Annotated in this window: 18 protein-coding genes; 6 read left to right on the top strand and 12 right to left on the bottom strand. The window is 54.1% G+C overall.

The window, feature by feature from the left end; all coding sequences use genetic code 11:
* Nucleotides 1–13 precede the first annotated feature (13 nt).
* From alr to EV294_RS24190, 3 genes are read left to right on the top strand one after another with little or no spacing between them, the layout of a single operon-like run.
* Nucleotides 14–1,186 carry an alanine racemase gene (gene alr / locus EV294_RS24200; RefSeq protein ID WP_132311551.1) on the top strand — a complete coding sequence of 391 codons (1,173 nt, stop codon included), beginning with the start codon at nucleotides 14–16 and terminating at the stop codon, nucleotides 1,184–1,186.
* Nucleotides 1,138–1,989, top strand: coding sequence for a D-alanyl-D-alanine carboxypeptidase family protein (locus tag EV294_RS24195; protein ID WP_243711780.1), 852 nt, complete (start codon nucleotides 1,138–1,140; stop codon nucleotides 1,987–1,989). The genes alr and EV294_RS24195 overlap by 49 nt, the downstream gene beginning before the upstream one ends.
* Nucleotides 1,982–3,058, top strand: a complete 1,077-nt coding sequence (locus EV294_RS24190; protein ID WP_132311549.1) for an acyltransferase — start codon at nucleotides 1,982–1,984, stop codon at nucleotides 3,056–3,058. The genes EV294_RS24195 and EV294_RS24190 overlap by 8 nt, the downstream gene beginning before the upstream one ends.
* 71 nt (nucleotides 3,059–3,129) lie before the next feature.
* Here EV294_RS24190 and EV294_RS24185 read toward each other — a convergent pair whose 3' ends face one another.
* Entirely contained in the window at nucleotides 3,130–3,513 is a 384-nt protein-coding gene (locus EV294_RS24185) for a helix-turn-helix domain-containing protein (protein ID WP_165930794.1), read from the bottom strand.
* Nucleotides 3,514–3,619: 106 nt separating this feature from the next.
* Here EV294_RS24185 and EV294_RS24180 point away from each other — a divergent pair, with 106 nt between their 5' ends.
* Entirely contained in the window at nucleotides 3,620–5,155 is a 1,536-nt protein-coding gene (locus tag EV294_RS24180; protein WP_132311545.1) for a sulfatase family protein, read from the top strand.
* 97 nt (nucleotides 5,156–5,252) lie between these two features.
* On the opposite strand, the gene EV294_RS24175 is transcribed toward EV294_RS24180, so the two are convergent.
* From EV294_RS24175 to EV294_RS24140, 8 genes are all read right to left on the bottom strand, one after another.
* Nucleotides 5,253–7,016 (bottom strand): glycoside hydrolase family 2 protein, encoded by a 1,764-nt coding sequence (locus EV294_RS24175; protein WP_132311543.1) that lies wholly within the window; start codon nucleotides 7,014–7,016, stop codon nucleotides 5,253–5,255.
* A 16-nt stretch (nucleotides 7,017–7,032) separates the two neighbouring features.
* Nucleotides 7,033–9,048: an alpha-L-arabinofuranosidase C-terminal domain-containing protein gene (locus EV294_RS24170; RefSeq protein WP_132311541.1), complete on the bottom strand. Its 2,016-nt coding sequence runs from the start codon at nucleotides 9,046–9,048 to the stop codon at nucleotides 7,033–7,035.
* A 41-nt stretch (nucleotides 9,049–9,089) separates the two neighbouring features.
* The gene (locus tag EV294_RS24165) at nucleotides 9,090–9,977 is read right to left on the bottom strand and encodes a carbohydrate ABC transporter permease (protein ID WP_132311539.1); all 888 of its coding nucleotides are present in this window, start codon (nucleotides 9,975–9,977) and stop codon (nucleotides 9,090–9,092) included.
* 14 nt (nucleotides 9,978–9,991) lie between these two features.
* Nucleotides 9,992–10,954: an ABC transporter permease gene (locus EV294_RS24160; RefSeq protein ID WP_132311537.1), complete on the bottom strand. Its 963-nt coding sequence runs from the start codon at nucleotides 10,952–10,954 to the stop codon at nucleotides 9,992–9,994.
* A gap of 33 nt (nucleotides 10,955–10,987) precedes the next feature.
* Nucleotides 10,988–12,583 carry an extracellular solute-binding protein gene (locus tag EV294_RS24155; RefSeq protein ID WP_132311535.1) on the bottom strand — a complete coding sequence of 532 codons (1,596 nt, stop codon included), beginning with the start codon at nucleotides 12,581–12,583 and terminating at the stop codon, nucleotides 10,988–10,990.
* Nucleotides 12,584–12,694: 111 nt separating this feature from the next.
* On the bottom strand, nucleotides 12,695–14,347 hold the full coding sequence (locus EV294_RS24150; protein WP_243711779.1) for a response regulator: 1,653 nt from the start codon (nucleotides 14,345–14,347) through the stop codon (nucleotides 12,695–12,697).
* Nucleotides 14,347–16,155 (bottom strand): cache domain-containing sensor histidine kinase, encoded by a 1,809-nt coding sequence (locus EV294_RS24145; RefSeq protein ID WP_132311533.1) that lies wholly within the window; start codon nucleotides 16,153–16,155, stop codon nucleotides 14,347–14,349. Before EV294_RS24145 ends, EV294_RS24150 begins: the two co-directional genes overlap by 1 nt.
* 62 nt (nucleotides 16,156–16,217) lie before the next feature.
* Entirely contained in the window at nucleotides 16,218–17,069 is an 852-nt protein-coding gene (locus EV294_RS24140; RefSeq protein WP_132311531.1) for a helix-turn-helix transcriptional regulator, read from the bottom strand.
* Nucleotides 17,070–17,277: 208 nt separating this feature from the next.
* Here EV294_RS24140 and EV294_RS24135 point away from each other — a divergent pair, with 208 nt between their 5' ends.
* Complete coding sequence (locus EV294_RS24135) at nucleotides 17,278–18,000, top strand: hypothetical protein (protein WP_132311529.1); 723 nt, start codon at nucleotides 17,278–17,280, stop codon at nucleotides 17,998–18,000.
* Between the two features lie 143 nt (nucleotides 18,001–18,143).
* Entirely contained in the window at nucleotides 18,144–18,758 is a 615-nt protein-coding gene (locus EV294_RS24130) for a TetR/AcrR family transcriptional regulator (RefSeq protein ID WP_132311527.1), read from the top strand.
* Nucleotides 18,759–18,825: 67 nt separating this feature from the next.
* Here the strand turns inward: EV294_RS24130 and EV294_RS24125 are convergent, their stop codons facing one another.
* The 3 genes from EV294_RS24125 to EV294_RS24115 all read right to left on the bottom strand — a co-directional run bounded on the left by EV294_RS24125 (nucleotide 18,826) and on the right by EV294_RS24115 (nucleotide 20,517).
* Nucleotides 18,826–19,176 (bottom strand): VOC family protein, encoded by a 351-nt coding sequence (locus EV294_RS24125; protein ID WP_132311525.1) that lies wholly within the window; start codon nucleotides 19,174–19,176, stop codon nucleotides 18,826–18,828.
* Nucleotides 19,173–20,093 carry an RCC1 domain-containing protein gene (locus EV294_RS24120; RefSeq protein WP_132311523.1) on the bottom strand — a complete coding sequence of 307 codons (921 nt, stop codon included), beginning with the start codon at nucleotides 20,091–20,093 and terminating at the stop codon, nucleotides 19,173–19,175. Before EV294_RS24120 ends, EV294_RS24125 begins: the two co-directional genes overlap by 4 nt.
* Nucleotides 20,094–20,157: 64 nt before the next feature.
* Nucleotides 20,158–20,517, bottom strand: coding sequence for a MerR family transcriptional regulator (locus EV294_RS24115; protein ID WP_132311521.1), 360 nt, complete (start codon nucleotides 20,515–20,517; stop codon nucleotides 20,158–20,160).
* Between the last annotated feature and the right edge of the window lie 82 nt (nucleotides 20,518–20,599).

Here is a 20,599-nt window from a genome sequence, read left to right as displayed (position 1 = left end):
CGAGGTGAGCCCTATGTTAAGAGAAACTTGGGCTGAAATTAGTTTGAGCCGTATTCGGGAGAATATGCTGAACATTCGCCGGTCTCTTCCCGGTTCGGTGAAGCTGATGGCTGTCGTGAAGGCGAACGGCTACGGGCATGGCGACATCGAGTCGGCCAGGGCTGCGATGAAGGCCGGCGCGGATTATTTGGCGGTTGCCTACCTGGAAGAAGCGATTCGGCTTCGCGATGCCGGATTAACGCTGCCGATTCTCGTCTTAACGCCTATCCCGCCGGAGCATGCGCAATTGGCTCTGAGGCATGACCTCTCCATAACCGTAACAAGCGCCAAATGGTTTTCCGAGATGCGGGTCTTTAAGCCTTGCGGCTCCCCGGGCAGGCTGCGGATTCATGTAAAGATGGATACGGGGCTTGGGAGAATCGGTATCCGGACGAAGCAGGAATGGGACAGGCTTGTTCCGTCGCTGCACGCTGAGGATGTGGACGTGGACGGATTCTATACGCATTTTGCGACCGCCGGGCAGGAGGATACCCGTTTTCTGGAACAGCAGGCTGCCCGCTTCCTCGATATGAAGGAATGGGCGCGCGTCTCCGGACTTGCGATTCGTCATTATCATTGCGCAGGCAGCGTTGCGGCGCTGCGATTTCCTCATCTGGCGATGGATATGGTCCGAATCGGAGCGGCGATGTACGGCTTCTACCCTGCAAGCCTTGCTTGTCCGGTTAAGCTGGAGCCTGCCTTAAGTCTTCACAGCGGTCTGATTCAGGTGAAAAAGCTGGCTGCAGGAGATTATCTCGGCTACGACAATTCTTACCGGGCCGAAGAGGAGGAATGGATCGGAACGGTACCGATCGGTTATGCCGACGGCTGGGCGCAGCGGATGCAAGGCACCGAGGTGCTGATTGGAGGCCATCGCGCCCCCATCGTGGGCAAAATCTGCATGGATCAGCTGATGGTCAAGCTTCCGGGACCGTGCGCGGAAGGAACTCCGGTTACCTTGATCGGAACGCAAGGGGGGCAGCGCATTACTTTCGCAGAGCTTGCGGCGCATATCGGAAGCGTCGCGCAGGAAGTCTCCACTTCGCTTGGCGTCCGGATAACAAGAGTCTATAAAGATATCGAGGAGGTACAAACAAGATGGGACAAACCAACTTGGCCAAGCGACATGAGTCAGGCCGTCATCTAACAAGCCACACAATTATTCAAACCGCCAATTCCGGTGTTCATAAAGGACATCTGGTCTTGATTAATCGGGAAAATCCCATTCGGCAAATCCCCTCTTCGGACCGTTTGGCACCAATCTGCTCCGTTCCGGCGATTCATACGCTGAGGGATGGCATGCGCTTGGAGCGAACCTGCTTGCGGCAGCTGGCTGAGCTTCTTGCGGCCAGCGAAGGGCTCGATGATATTATCGCGGTCAGCGGCTATCGGACTAAGCATGATCAGGAGCAGATTTACAGCTCGTCCTTAGCTGAGAACGGTCCGGATTACACAACGCGTTATGTCGCATTGCCCGACCGGAGCGAGCATCAAACGGGACTGGCAATCGACGTCGGCAGGCTTGGCAAGGAGATCGATTTTATCGCGCCGGCGTTCCCGGACACGGATGTCTATAAGTCCTTTAAGCAGCTTGCCGCAGGCTTTGGTTTCATTCAACGTTACAAGGAAGGCAAGAAAGCCCTTACTCAAATCTCGTGCGAGCCTTGGCATTTCCGTTATATCGGTTATCCCCATGCCGAGATTATGGAGCGGCACGATTGGTGCCTGGAGGAATATATTGACGCGCTTAAAGGCTTTTCCTACGGGAACGAGCATCTTTTATTCGAGGACGATCGTACATGGGTCGAAATCTACTACTTCGCGGCGGATGCGGGAGAATCGACGTCCATTCCCCTTATCCCCTGCGACCGGTTCCACTTGTCCGGCAATAATATAGACGGCTTTATCGTGACCGCGTTCAGAGATAGAAGCAGGGGTGCCCATGTCTAGAACCGGCTACGGCGGACTCGATTGGCTCAAATTCGCGGCCGCGCTCCTCGTTGTCGCCAATCATACCAGCCCGCTTCTGTCATACAGCGCTTCCGCCGATTTTCTTGTAAGCAATCTGCTTACGCGTATTGCCGTTCCCGTCTTTTTTATGACGGCCGGATTTTTATTGTTCCGCAAGCTGACCGGAAATCCTTTAACGGATCGAAAGGCTGTTCAAGGCTACCTGTTGAAAATTTTAAAGCTCTACGCAATTGCCATTGTCCTGTACATTCCGCTCAACCTGTATACCGGTTATTTTTCCGATTCCTTCACGGCGTATTCCGTCATTAAGGACATCGTGTTTGACGGAACCTTTTATCATCTATGGTATTTGCCGGCGTTAATGATCGGTCTGTTGATAACCTGCACGATGGTTCGGTTCCTGCCGATGAACGCGGTGCTGGCTTCGGCCGGGCTCTTGTACATCGTCGGACTGCTTGGCGACAGTTACTACGGCATTCTGCAGAATCATGCAGGCCTGGCCCATCTTTACGAAGGAATGTTTACGGTGTTTGATTACACCCGCAACGGGCTTTTCTACGCCCCCATTTATTTGGCGATGGGAGCCTGGGCAGCCAAACAGCCTCCTCACGCCAGCAAACCGATCGTGAACGCGGCTTTGTTTGCGGGATCGCTAGGACTCATGTTCGTCGAAGGGATGCTCCTTCGGTCGTCTGGAATGCCGCGGCATGACAGCATGTATGTGTTTGCGCTTCCCGCTACGTATTTCCTGTTCCAATGGTCCATGCAGTGGAAGGTTCCGGCCAGCAAAAGGTTCCGGGAGTGGCGTACATGGGTGTATATCCTGCATCCCTTGGCCATTGTTCTGGTACGCGGAGCAGCCAAAGCAGCGCATCTGGAACGGCTGTTTGTAGTAAACAGCCTGCTTCATTTCGCCGCCGTTTGTCTGCTGTCGATCGCGATGTCCGCGTTTAGCGCATGGCTGTCGGCAATCATCCGGAAATTCAAAGATCCTATGCGGATGTGGATAACAGCCCCTGTGGACAAGTGGATAACATTGCGAAAATGAACAGTTGTACGACAGAAAGCGCTCTTAATATGTGCATAAGTTTGTGAATAACTGTGGACAACCTGTTGGCATCAGTTTTCAAACGCTCCCGTAAAAGCATACAAAGAGGAATAACCGGTCGTATAAGCGACCTCCGTAATGGAGGCATCCGTCTCCGCTAGAAGCCGCTTGGCAGACTCCATCCGGGCCTGCGTGATGAATTCGCTTGGCGGCATCTCCGCCTTTTCGGAGAGAGCAACGGAGTAATACGTCCGGTTCATCCCCGCTGCCCTAGCCGCCTGCTGAACCGTCATGCCTTCCGTGGCATGCTGCCGGATATAGGAATGCATTGCTTGACCCAATCCGAGGCATTCCGGGCATACGCATGGGGAACCGAAACCGTCCGGCGTAAAGCCGCCAATAGACGATACACAAAAACTCGGCGTTTTCGAAGCCCCCGCACCATTGCCATTCACCGCAATCCGCCTCTTAACCTGACAAATTGGTAAATCAACCATACATGATGCTATTTTACGACTGCCTTCTTTCCATTACAATGAATGGCATGGAGGCGATTTTCCCTTGAAAAAACCAAACATTTTGTTGATTACTAGCGATCAGCAGCACTGGAATACGCTAGGTTATTTCAATAACGAATTAAGCACGCCTAATTTAGACCGGCTTATTCAGTCCGGCACAACCTTTACGAGAGCCTATTGCCCGAATCCGACGTGTACGCCAAGCCGTGCATCCATCATTACGGGCCAATACCCAAGCCAGCATGGCGCTTGGACGCTCGGAACAAAGCTCTTGGAAGACCGGCATTTCGTCGGGGAAGATTTCAACTCAGCCGGCTACAAGACCGCGCTTGTCGGCAAAGCCCATTTTCAGCCGCTGTCTTCTACGGAAGAATACCCATCTATGGAGGCTTACCCGGTCCTGCAGGATCTGGAGAAATGGAAGCACTTCCATGGGCCCTTCTACGGGTTCGAGCATGTCGAGCTGACGCGCAATCATACGAACGAAGCTCATGTAGGCCAACATTATGCCATATGGATGGAGGAGAAGGGCTGCACGAATTGGCGGGATTATTTCCTTCCTCCTACGGGAACCATGGACCCTGCCATTACGTACAAGTGGCCGATTCCAGAAGAGTACCACTACAATACGTGGATTGCGGAGCGCACGAACGCGCTTATGGAGCAATACGCCGAAGAAGACATACCGTTCTTCCTCTGGTCAAGCTTCTTCGACCCGCATCCGGAATATTTGGTGCCGGAGCCGTGGGATACAATGTACGATCCGGATTCCTTGACCATTCCCGATATCGTGCCAGGCGAGCACGACAAAAACCCGCCTCATTTCGGCCTGACGCAAATGGACAATCCGGACTTCTCCCCTTGGGCGGAAACGGGTAAAGGCATTCACGGGTACCGTTCGCATCATTATTATGAATACGGCGAAAGAAAGAAGCTTACATACTACGACAAGAAGAAGCTGGTTGCCGTCTATTACGGCATGATCAGCATGATGGACAAATATATCGGCACCATCCTCGACAAGCTCGAAGAGCTTGGCATTGCAGACAACACGGTTGTCGTCTTTACGACGGACCATGGCCACTTCTTCGGCCAGCACGGTCTGCAGGCCAAAGGCGGCTTCCATTACGAGGATCTGATCCGCCTGCCGTTTATCGTGCGTTATCCGGGACAGGTTCCGGCAGGAGTAACGTCGGACGCGATCCAATCGCTTGTTGACCTTGCGCCAACGTTCCTGTCGCTCAGCGGCATTCCGATTCCGCATGCGATGACCGGCGTCGATCAAAGCGAGGTATGGAAAGGGACGGCATCCTCTGCCAGAGACCATGCCATCTGCGAATTCCGTCATGAGCCAACAACCATTCATCAAAAAACGTACGTCGACCAGCGTTATAAAATCACGGTTTACTACAACCAGACCTACGGCGAAATCTTTGATCTGCAAGATGACCCAAGCGAGCTTAACAACTTATGGGACGATCCGGCATACGCGGCTTTGAAATCCGAGCTGCTGCTCAAATACATCTGGGCGGAGCTTGGCAAGGAACCGATGCCGATGCCGCGCATCTCGGGCGCATAGGCTGTGTAAATAAGAGAGGCTATCCCCTGACTTGGGAAAAAGCCGGGCCTGCATGCTGCAGACCCGGCTCTTTCCCGTTACCCGTTACTGAAGACGATCAACCCAAGTTAATGGCCCGAATCTCCTCCAGCGGAATCTTCGGCTTTCGGTCCTCCGTCAGCAGTCCGTTAATCTCCTGCTGCACGTCGGCCACCTGCGTATAGCAATAGCCGCAAATATAGTCGACGGACTTGATGGCTTGCGTAAGCCCCTTGAAGCGTTCCGTGAAGGCTTCAACCGAATCCACCTGCTCCCCATAGCCCCAGCCTTTATCCGACTGAAACGCAATGCCGCCGAATTCGCTGATAATAATCGGCTGTCCCCGGTAGCTGTAGCCTTCTGCAAAGGCATATTTCCAGTGGTTGCAGGTTGTCTCGCGCGACATGATCCCCTCCTTATTATCCCGGTAACGCTTCAGGAAGCCGTCTCCGGTCTGGACGTAGTCATGCAGCGTCACGATATCGGATACCGTATGCTCCCAGCCGTCATTGACGATAACCGGACGATTCGGGTCATACGACTTCGTCAGATGGTAGATGCCCTCCGTAAACCCCTGCTGCCGTTTGTCGCGAAGGATGTTGCCAATCCCCCACGACTCGTTGAACGGCACCCACGTAATAATGCTGGGATGATTATGCTGCTGCTTGATAATTTCAAGCCATTCTCTCGTGAAAGCCTCGACCGCGCGGTCATGGAACTCGAAGGTCGCCGCCATCTCCGACCAGACGAGCAGCCCCTTAACGTCGCACCAATAGAGGAAGAGGGCATCCTCGATCTTCATATGCTTTCGCACGCCGTTATAGCCCATCGCCAGGATGAGGTCGATATCCCGGGTCAGCGCTTCTTCGCTTGGCGGCGTCAGATGGCTGTCCGTCCAATAGCCCTGGTCCAAAATAAGCCGTTGGTAAATCGGCGCGTTGTTCAGCAGCACCTTGCCGTTCTCGATGGATATTTTCCGCATGCCGAAATAAGAAAGCGCACGGTCGACGACACGTCCGCCCGAGGTCAGGACGAACTCGACATCGTACAAATTCGGACGGGCCGGTGTCCAATACGCCCGCTTCCACGGTCCGTTCGCTTCATGGTGAAGATCTACCTCAACCGAGAGGCATGGGCGGTCGATCCCCAGCGCAACCCGCTTCACGGGCCGCCCCTTTAAGGTGACGATGGCCTCCAGCAGCAGATCGCCTCCAGGCCGGACGCCGTTCACCTCGTAATCGAACCGGATGACATGGCGGTCGAGATCCGGCGTGATTTTGACCGACTCCAGCCGCTCTTCCTCTACGTATTCCATCCATACCGTCTGCCAGATGCCCGTCGTTTGCACGTAGAAGCATTCAAAGTTGTCCGGCACCCAGCGCTGCTTGCCTCTCGGCTGATAGCAGCTGTTGCTGTCCGTTACCTTCACCGTTATCCGGTTATCGGCTCCGAACTTCAGATACGACGTCATGTCGACAGAGAATGCCGCATAGCCGCCTTGATGCCTTCCGGCCAGCTCGCCGTTAATCCATACTTTGGCGTCGTAGTCCACGGCTTGAAAATGCAGGATCGCTTGCTTGCCCACCGCTTCCAACGGAACGGAGATCTCTCTGCTGTACCACACATAGGGATGAAAGCTTTCCTCGCCAATGCCGCTCGCTTTTGTTTCATACGTAAACGGTACGTTAATCCGGTGCGTTGCCTCGAATGCCACCTGCCACTTCTCGCGCTCGCCGGCGTTTGCGTCGTCGAACCGGAAGTCCCATTCGCCGTTCAGATTATGCCAATCGCCGCGCACGAGCTGAGGTCTCGGATAGTCCTTGCTATATGATTTCGTCGTCATGCCGTACCTCCTGCTCCTATACCTTCCCTTGAAATACCGCTGCATAAATGGAAGACGGACGCAGCGCAACGCCTCGCTTCCAATCGGCCGTCGGAACAATCCGGCTTTTGCTCATGATGTTCTCCGGCTCGAAAACGCTGTTAATCTCGTCGTAACCCTCGCCGCTGATTTCGTGCAGTACCACCTCATCGGCCGCGTTGAAGGCAGCCAAATCCAGCGCGGCATTCACTTCATTCAGGCCGCGGTTAACGATAAATACCGTAACGGTATCGCCGTCTCCGTTAATGCCCGCCGCAATGTCCAGCTCCGGCAGCCCGTTCAGCTCTACCGGCGTCTCCTTGAGCGCCGGCACGGCAAACGTCGCGCATTCCGCCTGCACGGGAAGCATATGCCGAAGGTCGCGGTTCGCGTACAGCTTCATGACCTCGTAGGTCGGCGTCCCATACACGTCGAGCGGCCGATTGCTCCAGCCAGGCAGCTTGCCGCAATATTGATCGGCATAATAATCGCCCACCCGGATGCAGCCGCCGAGCCAGCCGTTAACCAGATCGGAGAAGCTGCCGATATGCACCATGTCGCTTGAACGAAGCATTTCGTTCAGATTGGCGGCATTGGCAACCGCCGCGCCAAGCGTATGCTCATTCGGCAGCCCTTTGCGAATCGTATTCGGATAATACATCGTGTTGTATTCCGTAATGGCGATTTTGACATGGGCGTGCTTCGGATTTGCCTTGATGCTGTCCGTCGTCTCCCGCAAGTAATGCCGCGTGAACTCGGGATAAGCCGCAATGGCTTTATACCGGTCCTCCGGAGGCGTACTCCGGTTCATGCCGAACGGTCCGTAGCCATGGTAGATATGCAGGGTCAAATAGTCGATCAGCTCGCCGGCCTGCTCGAGCACCGGCTTGTTCCATGCCTGGTCGTAATGGCCGCAGGCCAGCAGCACGATGGAGGGGTCCGCCGCTTTCATCGTTTTGGCGAACGATACCGTGCGCGCCGCGAACTCTTCGGCGGAGCAGGTGCCTACCTGCCACCCTCCCCATACCTCGTTGCCAATCTCCCAGTACTTCACGCCGTACGGTTCGGGATATCCGTTCGCGGCGCGCAAGGCGCCCATCGGCGTATCTGCCGCGCCATTGCAATACTCGATCCATGCCGCTGCCTCTTCGGGCGTTCCGGATCCGTCGTTCACGCAAATAAGGGGCTCCACCTGCAGCTCCCGGCAGAAGGCGATAAATTCGTCCGTGCCGAAATATTTGCTCGTCCAGCCGCCCCATGCCTCGTTGTACATAACAGGTCTCTCCAGCACGGGACCAACGCCATGCTCCCAATGGTAGGCGCTGATGTAGTTGCCCGCCAGCCTCATCATGCCGGCGTTCAGTTCCCTCGTCATATCGACGACCTCGCGTTTCACCAGGGCGATGCTGTCGGCTGCAAGCAGGGATACGTGATCGAGCCACAGCATGCCGGTCGACACGTGATCCGCCCAGCGCGGATGGTCATCCGGAATGTAGACGCGAAGCTCGGCGTCGGCGCAAGCCCGGGAGACGGCTAAGTCCGCTTCGTATTCCCGCCAGTTATGGCTGGTGAGCTCGATAACTACAGAACCAAGGGGTTCCTCCGTATGCCGGTCCACCGCTTCCACCACCAGCCGCTTCAGCTCAATCGACGCGCGCGCAACGACTTTTACCTTATAATCGGCAGGCCCTTTGAGGGCGGTCTTCTGCGCGATTCCGGCATAGGCTTCATCGTCGCTTAACAAGCGGATGCGCTGCGCCCGTCCCGAATGCTTGGGCGCGGGCGCCTCCAATGCATATTTCGTATTGCGGCCGTTCGTAAAGGCTTGCCAGCTTCCGGAAATTTCCCGCTTCGTCTCGGACTCACTCTCGAAATCCATATCCTTAAGCGGGAAGGCCAGCATGGCTTCCATATGGTCCCGGATATCCTCAACAAAGTGTCCGAACAGGTACGGGTTGACGGCATGCCGGCTCGCTCCGGCGCAATCGACGGTTATGTTAGCTTTGTTAGTCAAAATGAACCTCCATAGAAATCGTTAGTATAGCGGGAGCCGCCTTATCCCTTAATGGAGCCAATCATGACGCCTTTGACGAAATGCCGCTGCACAAAGGGATACATGATCAGCACGGGCAAGCTGGACACGATGATCACCGCGAATTTAATGCTCTCCGACAGCAAAATTTGTTTCTCCAGGCCAACGCTTCCGCCGTCCGTTTGGGCGGATTGGCTGATCAGCAGGATTTCGCGCAGCACCAGCTGCAGCGGATATTTGCCTTCGTCGCGGATATAGATAAGCGCGTTAAAGAACGAGTTCCAGTGGCCAACCGCGTAGAACAGCACCATGACAGCCAGAATCGGTTTTGAAAGCGGCAGGATGATGCTGACGAGCAGTCTCCAGTTGGAGCAGCCGTCCATGTGGGCTGCCTCCTGCAGCTCCCAAGGAATGCTGTTCTGGAAATACGTGCGCATGACGATAAGATTGTAAGTCGCGATAGCGCCAGGCACGATCAGCGCCCACATGGTGTCGACCATGCCCAGGTCTTTGACCAGCAGATAAGTCGGAATAAGACCTCCGCTGAAAAACATCGTCATCGTAATCAGGACCATAATCCCGTTGCGCAAGGGAAGATCCGGTCTCGACAGCGGATACGCCGCGAGAATCGTCATGATAAGGTTAATGACGGTTCCGATGACGGTGTACATAATCGAGTTGCCGTAGCCGGTCCAGATCTTGTCGTTCTGCAAAATGTTGGCGTAAGCCTCGACATTGAGGCCTTGCGGCAGCAGCCACACGTCGCCGTTTAAGACTTTGGCCGGGTCGCTGAATGACGCGCTGACAATGAACAGCAGCGGATACAATACAATGACCATAATTATAGCGGCTATGATATATACGACTGCGTCGAATAAACGTTCATTCGACGGACTTATGCTCTTTTCCATAAGCGGTTACCTCCTTACCATAAGCTCGTCTCCGACGTCTTGCGGGCAAAACGGTTTACGAGCAGCAGCAGCATAAGGTTGATCACCGAGTTGAACAGGCCGATGGCCGCCGTGTAGCTGTACTCGCCCTTCAAGATTCCCGTCGTATAGACGAACGTGGAGATGACGTCGCTGGATTCCAGATTCAGGTTGTTCTGCATGAGCAAAATTTTCTCGAAGCCGATGTTCATGAAGTGGCCGATATCGAGAATGAGCAGGATAACGATAACCGGCATAATGCCCGGCAGCGATACGTGCCAGATGCGGCGGAGCCGCGAGGCTCCGTCCATCTTGGCCGCTTCGTACAGCTGGGGATTCACCCCGCTGAGCGCCGCGATATAAATAATGGATTGCCATCCCATGCTTTGCCAGATATTCGATCCGATAAAGATCGGCTTAAACCAGGCTGCTTCCTGAAGGAAGTTAATCGGCGTGCCGCCAAACGCCTCGATCAATTGATTGACGGGTCCCGTCTTCGGCGACAGGAACACGTTCAGAATGCCGACGATAACAACAACCGAGATAAAATGCGGAATGTACGTAATATTTTGCAGCCATTTGCTGTAGGCCCGGCTCTTGATTTCGTTTACGAGCAGCGCCAGCAGGATCGGTACCGGGAAGGCGATGAGGAGCGAGAACAGGTTGATGGATACCGTATTCCATAGCAGTCGCCAGAAGTAATACGAGTTGAAAAACCGTTCGAAATGGCCGAACCCTTCCCACGGGCTGCCGATAATGCCTTTGGCCGGATTGAAGTTTTTGAAGGCGATCTGCAGGCCGTACAGCGGCCCGTAATGGAAAATCAAATAAAAGGCGAGCGGCGGCAGCAGCATGAGATACAAATCATACCGCTTCGCCATCTTTCTCAGCAGCCCGTCATTCTTCCTCTTGCCGCCGGGAACGGGGGCCGCCCCCGCGTTCTCGATCATGCTGTCCATGAGCAACCCCTCCCTCTCTTAGCGTCATCCCGTTTATTTGGCCATCTTGTCATAGGCATCCTGGTAAAGCTTCTCAAGCTCTGCAATGTTCATTTTCTTCAGCGTGGACTGGAATTCGTCCCACTTGTCGAAGCTGAGCGCCCCAACGATGAACTTGGTGCTTTGCTCTTCGAAATATTTGTCGATGTCATTGCGCAGCACGTTAACCTTCTGGGCGGTCGCTTCGTCAAACAGCGGCGAAGCATAGCGGATTTTCGGCAAATACGGCTCGAGCTGCTCGTAAGCCTCCTGCACTTGAGGCGGGTTGATGAACGAAGCTACTTTATCGCTGATGAGATGAGGCGCGCCGCCGCCGGCGTATGGCGTAATTTTCGCCTGGGCGCCCGCTACGTTAAGAAGCTCTTCCTTGTAATACGGGATACCGTCCTTCAGATCGTAGTGCTCGCCTTCCCGGCCGAAGCGCAGCAGCGTTGAGCCTTCGTCGCTGTAGAAGTAGTCGATCCAGCGCATGGTCGCTTCCGGATATTTGTTGACGGACGTGATGGCGAATGCTCCGTAATCGCGCGGCACCGGAGCGATCTGGCTATGCAGGCGGTCGCCATTCGGACCCGCTTGCGGCGCAATGCCTATATACTGATCCTGAATGGTCAGGAAGTTATTGTTCGTCTGATCGAAAAAGTAGCCCGTATTGCCCGTTCCTTGCTTGGCGAGATATTGCGCTTCCGTATGGGAGAAAATCTCCGGGTCGATCAGCTTCTCCTTATAGAGCTTGTTCAAATACATGAGCAGCTCTTTGTACTGCTCGTCACCGCTCCAGATATGCACCTTGTCACTATCGACATTAATGTTGTAGCCCAGCTGCGAATCAAGACCGAATGCTCCCGCCATTTGATAGACGATTGGCATTCCGATACGCGCGGTCATCGGAATTTCGTCCGCTTTCCCGTTGCCGTTCGGATCGCCGTCGCGGAAGGCCTTCAGCACCTCGTACAATTCGTCGGTCGTCTCAGGCACCTTCAGGCCCAGCTTATCCAGCCATGCCTTGTTGATCCATCTCTTGTCGGTCCGGGCGGAGCCTAGCGTCACAATGCCAGGGATCGCGTAAATATGTCCCTCCGGCGTCGTGATGCCCGCGCGGATCTCCGGATATTGCTCCATGAGGTTTTTCAGGTTAGGCGCATATTGATCAATGAGATTTTCCAGCGGGATCAGCTGTCCGGCAGCTCCGTAGCGGACCGTCTCCAGCTGCGTCAGACCCGAGCGGTACAAAGCATCGGGAAGCTCGTTGGATGCGAACAACAAGTTTTTCTTCTCCGCAAAGCCGTCGGTCGGCGCCTCGATAAAATCAACCTGGACGTTGCTCATCTTCTCGTAATCCTGGAATACGGGCATGTCCTTGAACGGGCCGTTTACGGGCGCGACGCGGGTAAACATTTTCAGCTTGATCGGCGTATCGACGATTGGGAATCCTTCCGTTTTTACCGTATTTTCGGTCGAACCCGATGACTTGGAGTCCCCGGTGCTGCCGCCCTTTTCATTGCCGCCGTTGCTATCGTTGCTGCAGCCGGATACGATCAATCCGGTAACAAGCATCGTGGCGAAAGCATATCTCCCCCATGTTTTCCGCATGTTTGTATACCTCCAGACCTTCAATTCACCGACCCTTGTAAGCGTTTACCATCGGTGTTGTTACGATTATAAAGTACGGCCCCTAGCGCCGAGTTACACTTATATGACTATTTACTCCACATATTTTACGGAATCCTTAGCCGCTGCCTTGCCGCCTCCGAGACTGTAACCATACGCCTGCGGCGTCATGCCCGTCGCTTCCTTGAACACCTTGAAGAAATAGTTGTGCGTGGAAAAGCCCACCTCGTCGCTGACCTGCTTGATGGTATAACGGCCGCTTTCCAGCAGCCTGCGAGCTGCGTCGACCCGTACCCGATTCACGTATTCGGAGAACGTCGACTGCGTCTCCTCCTTGAAGATCCGGCTCAAATAGGAAGCGTTTAAGCCGATGAAGCCTGCGGCAAGCTCCAGCGTCACGACGCCGGAATACCGTTCCAGAATAAAGCCGATCGCCTGCGATACATGACGGGAATAGCTGCCCGTCGCGTGATGCTCCCTAAGCAGAACGAGCAAGACGCCATAAAACTGCTGAAGCCATTTCTCCAGCTCTCCGACGCTTCCAAGACGGTTAAGCTCGCCTCGCGACGGCAGACGATCCGCATCCTTTGCTGCCCCAACCGGGGACCTGTTCCCCTTTTTCAATGCCTTATCGCCGATATGCAGCAGCTCGCTGACAGTCATCTGTACCGCGTGCGAATGTAAAGGAAGCCCGCGAAGCGGCTCGAATACCGAACCGATCAGACGCTGCGCGCCTTGCCCGTCCAGCCTCTCGATGGCAAGCAGCAGCTGCTTCTGCTCCTCGATCGTAAGCGCGACGCGGCTCTCCCGCGTGCCTTTTCCGCGCTGCTCCGGATTCGGATGAGCGGCCTGAGCGTTTGGATCGAGTGCCCGCTCCGCGGAGGCGTAGCTTGCCCCAAGCCGCGAGAGGCTGTTGCACACATGTCCAACCGCATAGATCGATTTCAAATTCAAATACATCGAAAGCGCGTGGCCAAGCTTGCTCATGCTTCTGGCCGCTTCGCTTGCGGCCGCATGCTCGCTTCGCTCCCGAATGGCGAACACGACCGCGACTCGCCCGTCCTCCACGTAAGCGGCCGTACGCTCGCGCGCGTCTCCCAGGCTCTGCTGCATGAGCTCAACGACCTGTTGAACCAGCCGGTTCGTCTGCACGTCGGTATTCGATTCCGTCAGCAGCAGGAAAGGAACGATCTGCAGGACCGCTGCCGCATACAAGTCCGCCTGGGGGTACATGCCGTAACGCCTAACGCATCCTTCCAGCTCTCTTGCGGCTTCCTCTTTGCCCCTGGCCAGGTCGGCAATCCGATTCCTGACCAACTCGGCATTGAAGCCGGACGGTTCGTCGGCTTCACCCGCAGCACCGGCTGATTGGCCTGCCTGAACCGCTTTTTCAAGCATGGCAAGCAATGTCTCTTTATCCAGCCGGTGCTTCAGCAAATAATCGACCGAGCCGTTCTTCAGGCAGTCCCGGACGTAGTCGTAATCGTCATAGCTGCTGAGCATAATGGTCTGGACGGCGGGATACCGCTGTTTGATCGTCCGGTTCAAATCGACGCCGTTCATTCCCGGCATATTAACGTCGAGGATCGCCACGTCGGGGCGCTGCTCTCCAATCATGACCAATGCCGACTCCGCGCTTTGCGCTTCTCCGCAGATCTCGAATCCGTGTGCGCGAAAATCCAATAAAGACCGCAGATCGTTGCGGACGAGCGGCTCATCGTCTACCAATAGCACTCGATACATCATTAGCTCACCTCTTGTCCGGCGCCTGCCTGGCTCCGCAGATTGGGAAAGCGAATCTCGACTTTCGTATACAAGCCGGGCTCGCTGTACAGCCTGATGCCGTATGGGGCTTCAAACGAACGGACGATTCTCTCGTGCACGTTGCGCACGCCCATCCCGCTGAACCGGGAGGAGGTCGGCTTCGTGCCCGGTCCGCCCAGCAGCTGCTCCACCTGCTCGGGCGTCATTCCCTTTCCGTTGTCCGTCACCTCGATCATCAGGTCGCGGTTGTCCTCGTATACCCGTATCGTGACGAAGCCTCCTTGGTCACGCGAGCCAATGCCGTGCAGAATCGCATTCTCCACGATAGGCTGCAGCGTCAGCTTTAATACGCGGCTATCCAATAACGAAGGATCTTCGATCTCTTCGTGAACAAGAATAGGCTCCATGTATTTGTATTTAACGATAGAGATATAGCTTCGCACATAATCCAGCTCTTCCCTCACCGTCAAATATTCGTTGGAATTGCCCAGCACGCCCCTCATCAGATCGATTAATGAACCGGATACTTCCTCAATGTTTGGCGTCCCGTTGAGCTTGGCCAAATATTTGATCGTATTCAGCGAGTTGTATAGAAAATGGGGTCGTATTTGCGCCTGGAGCGCGGTCAGCTCGGCCTCCCGCTTCTCCTGCTCGCTGACGCGTATCCCTTCGAATAAACGCTTCAGCTCCTCCATCATGCCGATAAATACGTGGTACAGCTGTCCTACCTCGTCCTTTGCCCGGATCTCCTTCTTCGGCAGCGTCAAATTGCCGTCCTTGACCAGCATCATCATCGACTTCAAGCGCCGGATATTAATCGTAATGCGCGACGATACCTGCAGCGAGCCAATAAGGACGACCAGCAGAACAATCGCCGAGGCTTCGATAATCAGCTTGAGCAAGCGGGCCGATTCGCTGAACAGGGAATTCGTCGGAATAAGCGCCAGCGTCGTCCACCCCGTATGGTCCGATTGCCGGCTGACCACGATATAGGACCTGCCGCTAATAACCTTTTCCTCCACATTGCCTTCAGGCTTGCCAAGCTTGGCATATTTCCGCTTCATGTCGGCGATACGCTCATCGGAAGGGGCAAAGCTTGGCGTATGGTCCGACCGGTACACGAATTCGTCCTGCTGATCCAGCACATACAGCATACTGTCGGCGGTGGGCCTCACTCCGTACGTTTTGCGGATAAAATCGTAATTCAAATCGACCATAACAACGCCAATCGTCTCGCGGTTGTAGCGGATTTCGCGGCCCACCGTTATCGTCTCCGTGACGCCCGTCTGCTTCAAATACGCATGACGGGAGCCGTTGCGCAGCATATAGTCCATCATGGGCGTTCCGAGGACGCTTCGGTCCAGCCACGGACCTCCGGTGAAGAACACCTTGCCGCTTAAACCAACGACGGCGATCCGGGCGATATAAGGCTTGTTCGCGACTAACGAGGACAGAAATTCCTCGATTCGCTTCTGCTCCTGAAACCATTCGTAGCTGATTTCCTCCGAGGGGCTGAGCAGCGTATCGATTACGGTGTTTTTGTTCGTAACGACAACCGTATTAAGCCGGTCGATCTCCTCCAGCATAATGTTGAGCGACTCGTCGGCTTGACGGATACTGTCCGACACCGAGGTTACGGCATTGGACTTGATGGTCTCCCGCATGTTGAGATAGACAATGACGGAAATGGAGACGATAGAGAGAAGAGCGACAAGGCTGAACGCCAGAAAGATTTTGCCTTGGATACTGAGGCTCGGCGATACCCAGCGCCTGAGGGTGGAGAGCTTCATTTCGGACAACTCCTTCGAGGAGATAAATGCAATCGCTTACACGAATGGCGTGGCTGGACCGGTTAAGCCTCCGCCTTTCTTATAGCCAACGGAGATTCCTTGAAGTACGTCTTGAAGGCCCGCGTGAAGGTATACAGATTCGGATAACCAAGCGACAGCCCAATTTCCGTCACCGACGCATGGGTATCGATTAAGAGGCGTCTAGCCTTCTCCATTCGAACCTTCTGCATGTATTTCATCGGGGGGATTCCCATCTCTTCGGTAAATACCTGCGTAAAATAGGAACGGTGTACGCCCGCATATTCGGCAACCTGCTGGACCGTGATTCCTTCCGTCGCATGGAGCTCCATATACTCCGCGCATTCGTGGATCCAGCCCGCAAGCTCCGGCCCTTGCCCGGCTTCTTCCAGCATCAGGGCCGCGAGCAGCCCGTACAAATGCCCTTGAAGCTCCAAGGCCACCGCCGGCCGCCAGCGCTGAACCCGCTCCAGCGCGTCGATAGCCCGGTCCGCGGCAGCTTCGATCCGCGAAGAGACGGCACCCCTGCGGAAAGGCTCTTGCTCCGTCAGTCCCGCCAGCAGAAGCAGCGGCTCCACCCGGTCCCCGTCGACTGCCAGCCAGCGCATTTCAAGCGGCCGCTCCGCCGGGAGCATGTCGTAATAATACGTTCGGTCCGGGAACAGGACGAACAGGTCTCCCCTCGCAAGCTCCACCTGACGGCCCTCATATTCGAGGCGAAGCCTCCCTTCCCGCACGAAATGAAGGCTGTAGCACTCGATTCGTTTGGGTCCAACCTTGTAATGGGGCTTGGCCAGACATCTTCCCGCCCTTACCGGCCACAGCCGGCCCTCCTTGTCCAGCTCGCCCGGCGTGTAGTAGATAAAGTCCGCATATTCGTAATCGTATTCTTTCATTCCCTTATCTCCTCGCTTTCAGCTAACAAAATGACAATAAATAAAATGTATATCAATAAGCATATTATGAGATCTTCTTTTCGTAAACCTGACGTATTGATATTATCTATAAAAAAATGAATTGACAATAACTTTGGCTCGATTATAATGAGACCGAACGGTCGGTTTTTTATTTCGATAAAAACAATCCATAAGGAGACGAAGATATATGAATGATTTATTGAAGCTTGCATTAGACGCACACGGCGGGTTGGAGCGATGGGAGAAATTCTCGAAGTTGACTGCCCGCGTAAACGCAGGAGGAGTATTGTGGCCGCTCAAAGGGGTTCCCGGCCTCTTGGACGATTACGATCTTGAAGTGAACACGCGCGATCAATTCGTGAGTTTCAACCGATTCGCAGGGGCAGATCAACGCAGTGTCTACACCCCGGACCGGGTTTCAATCGAGAACGCAAGCACTGGCGAAACTCTGCAAAGCCGCGATAACCCTCGCCAGGCCTTTCATGGTCATGTTCTGGAAACGCAATGGGATCAGCTGCATTTGGTGTATTTCGCAAGCTATGCGATGTGGCTTTATCTTAATCAGCCCTTCCTGTACACGCGTCCTGGCTTCGCGACGGAAGAGCTTCCCCCTGTACAGGAGAACGGTGAGACTTGGCGCCGTCTCAAAGTCACGTTCCCGGAGAGTATCGCCACTCATAGCCGCGAACAGATCACTTATTTCGGAGAAGACGGCTTGCTGCGCCGGCACGACTATACGGTTGAAGTAAGCGCCGGTGCAACGGGTGCCAATTACGCCTCCGGCTATCAAGAGGTCAATGGTATTTTAGTGCCGACCAAACGCCGGGTATATCCAATTGGACCGGATGGACAAAAGGCAGCGGAACCGCTGCTGGTTTCCATCGACATGAGTCGGATCCATCTGCGGTAAGGATGATCCTGCCTTTGGCCGTATAGGCGCAAATCGCAATCGCAAAGAAGCACTTTTCCTTTGAAAGTGCTTCTTTGTGGCATGCCGCATGTTTTAGGTATAATGTAAATCGATAAGCGCACGGATACGAAGAGGTGACTCAGTTGAGAAAAGGCGAAATTACCAGAAATCATATCATTGAAAAGGCCGCGAGGCTGATGAATCAACGAGGCTTTACGTCGACTTCGCTCGCCGAAATCGTGGAAATAACGGGATTGCAAAAGGGAGGAATCTATAACCACTTCAAAGATAAAGAAGAAATCATCCTGCTCGCTTTCGATCAATGCTGCAGCATCATGCGCGAGCGCATCGAAAGCGAGCTTCAATCCAAGACTACCGCTAAGGATCAGCTGTTCGCCTTCATTGAAGCGTATTACTCGTTTGGCGATCATTCTCCCCTGGCGGGAGGATGTACGATTATGAACGCGGGGGTTGAAGCCGATGACGGCCGTTCTCCGAGGCTGTTAGAACAAGTACAGCAGCAAATGCGCATTTTGCTTCTTCTAATTGAAGACATTGTTAAAAACGGTATCGAAAACAAAGAATTCCGTGCCGAAGTTGATCCGCATGAAGCAGCAACGTTTATCATGTCTTCTATTGAGGGCGGTATCCTTTTAAGGCAAATATTCGCCGAAGAATCCCATGTTTTAACGGTGAAGAAGCATCTGAAACTATATATCCTTCATGAGCTGTCGGCTGAGCTCGGTTCCATGGACTGAAATGCCCTTTAAAGGCTAAAGGGATTCCTGCCCAAACACGCTAGCTTAAAGGAATCCCTGGCCCTAGTTATGACTTCTCCCACAGCTCGATCAGCCGGCCATCCGGATCTTCAATCCAAACAAACTGTCCAAATTCGCTGCTCTCTTTTGGCCTTGCGAGAGGTACGTCAACCTGTTCAAGATGCTTAATCGTTTCGTCCAGATTATGGACTTGGAAGTTCAGCATCACTTGTTGTTCGGTTGGGAAATAAGGGTCAGTCTCGGCAAAGAGAGAGAAGATCGTCTCGCTTCCCGATTCGTTTTTTACCATCGTCCCGTTCCAATCCCCGATTTCAAGCTGCAGCGCTTCGTTGTACCAGTTTTTAATCGTATCAAGATTTTTGGTTCTCCAGAATACTCCTCCGAAACCTTTGATCATTGTATCGGTCCCCTGTCCGTCATCAGATTTATTTCAGCGATGGAATCAAATTCATTATTGGCGTTAACGCTCCAATCGTTCACCTCGCATTGGCCGTATTCGTTATTACCCGCAGCCAGCACCGTGCCGTCCGATTGAAGTCCAACCGTATGCGTGCAGCCCGCGGCCACCGCCACGATATCGCGCCAGCCGCTCACCTCGCATTGGCCGAATTCATTCCCGCCTGCGGCCAGCACCGTGCCGTCCGATTGAAGTCCGACCGTATGGTAACTGCCCGCCGTTATCGACATCACACCGCGCCAGCTGCTTACTTCGCATTGACCATGCTTATTCAAGCCCGCAGCCACCGCCGTGCCGTCTGCTTTAAGCCCAACCGTATGTAAGTAACCTGCCGCTATCGCTACGATATCGTTCCAGCTGCCGACCTTGCATTGCCCATACCGGTTATTACCCGCGGCTGTCACCGTGCCGTCTGATTGAAGACCAACCGTATGCCAGTCTCCTGCCGCTATCGCTACGATATCGCGCCAGTCGCTTACCATGCACTGCCCTTCCTGATTTCGCCCCGCAGCCACTACTGTGCCATCTGCTTGAAGACCAACGGTACGACGCCAGCCTGCCGCTATTGCTACGATATCGCGCCAATCGTTTACTTCGCATTGGCCATGCTTATTCCAACCGGCCGCCACTACTTTTCCGTCAGAGGCCAGACCAACGGTATGAGCATTACCCGTGTTTGCCGCCATATGAACATTGCCAGCCGCTACCGCCACGATATCGCGCCAACCGTTCACCTCGCATTGACCGTGTAAATTATCGCCTGCGGCAACAACCGTGCCATCCGATTTGAGGCCAACGGTATGACGGCAGCCAGCCGCTATGACAGGCCACCGCTTCCTGATTATCGCTTCTTGCATGAATTCCCTCCCATCGGACCGGATCAAAATTCAAACATCGGCGGACCATGAACTTCCCGGGTATCTAGTAGTTCTCACCGCGATAATAACGGTCAAGCTTATGCTCTAAGTGAGCGAGCTGTGACTTCTTCTCCTCTATATCGTCCAAAAGCTTTTGCTTCTGTTCTTGAATGAGCTTAATTCTTTGAGGAAGAGTAGCGGTTCTGCTTTGTACCATGTCATAGTAGTGCTTAATGTCTTCCACGCTCATTCCGGTTTCGCGGAGACATTTGATGAAAACCAGCCAATTCAGCTCGTGCTCGGTATAGAGCCGATTATTTTGTTCGTTCCGCGCAGCCGGTTCCAGCAAGCCTTTTCTTTCATAAAAGCGAATCGCGCCTATATTCAATCCGGTCTCCTTCGCCACATGTCCAATCGTAAACATAGTTGTCCTCGCGTATATAGAATTTTGGTTGTTGACCTACACTAAGTGTAGCATATTAAGCTATAAATCATGAAACGAAAAA

This window comes from Paenibacillus sp. BK033, assembly GCF_004345425.1.
Taxonomy (GTDB): Bacteria; Bacillota; Bacilli; order Paenibacillales; family Paenibacillaceae; genus Pristimantibacillus.
The sequence above is the reverse complement of the archived record's forward strand: the minus strand, read 5'-3'. Positions and strand labels throughout refer to the sequence as shown.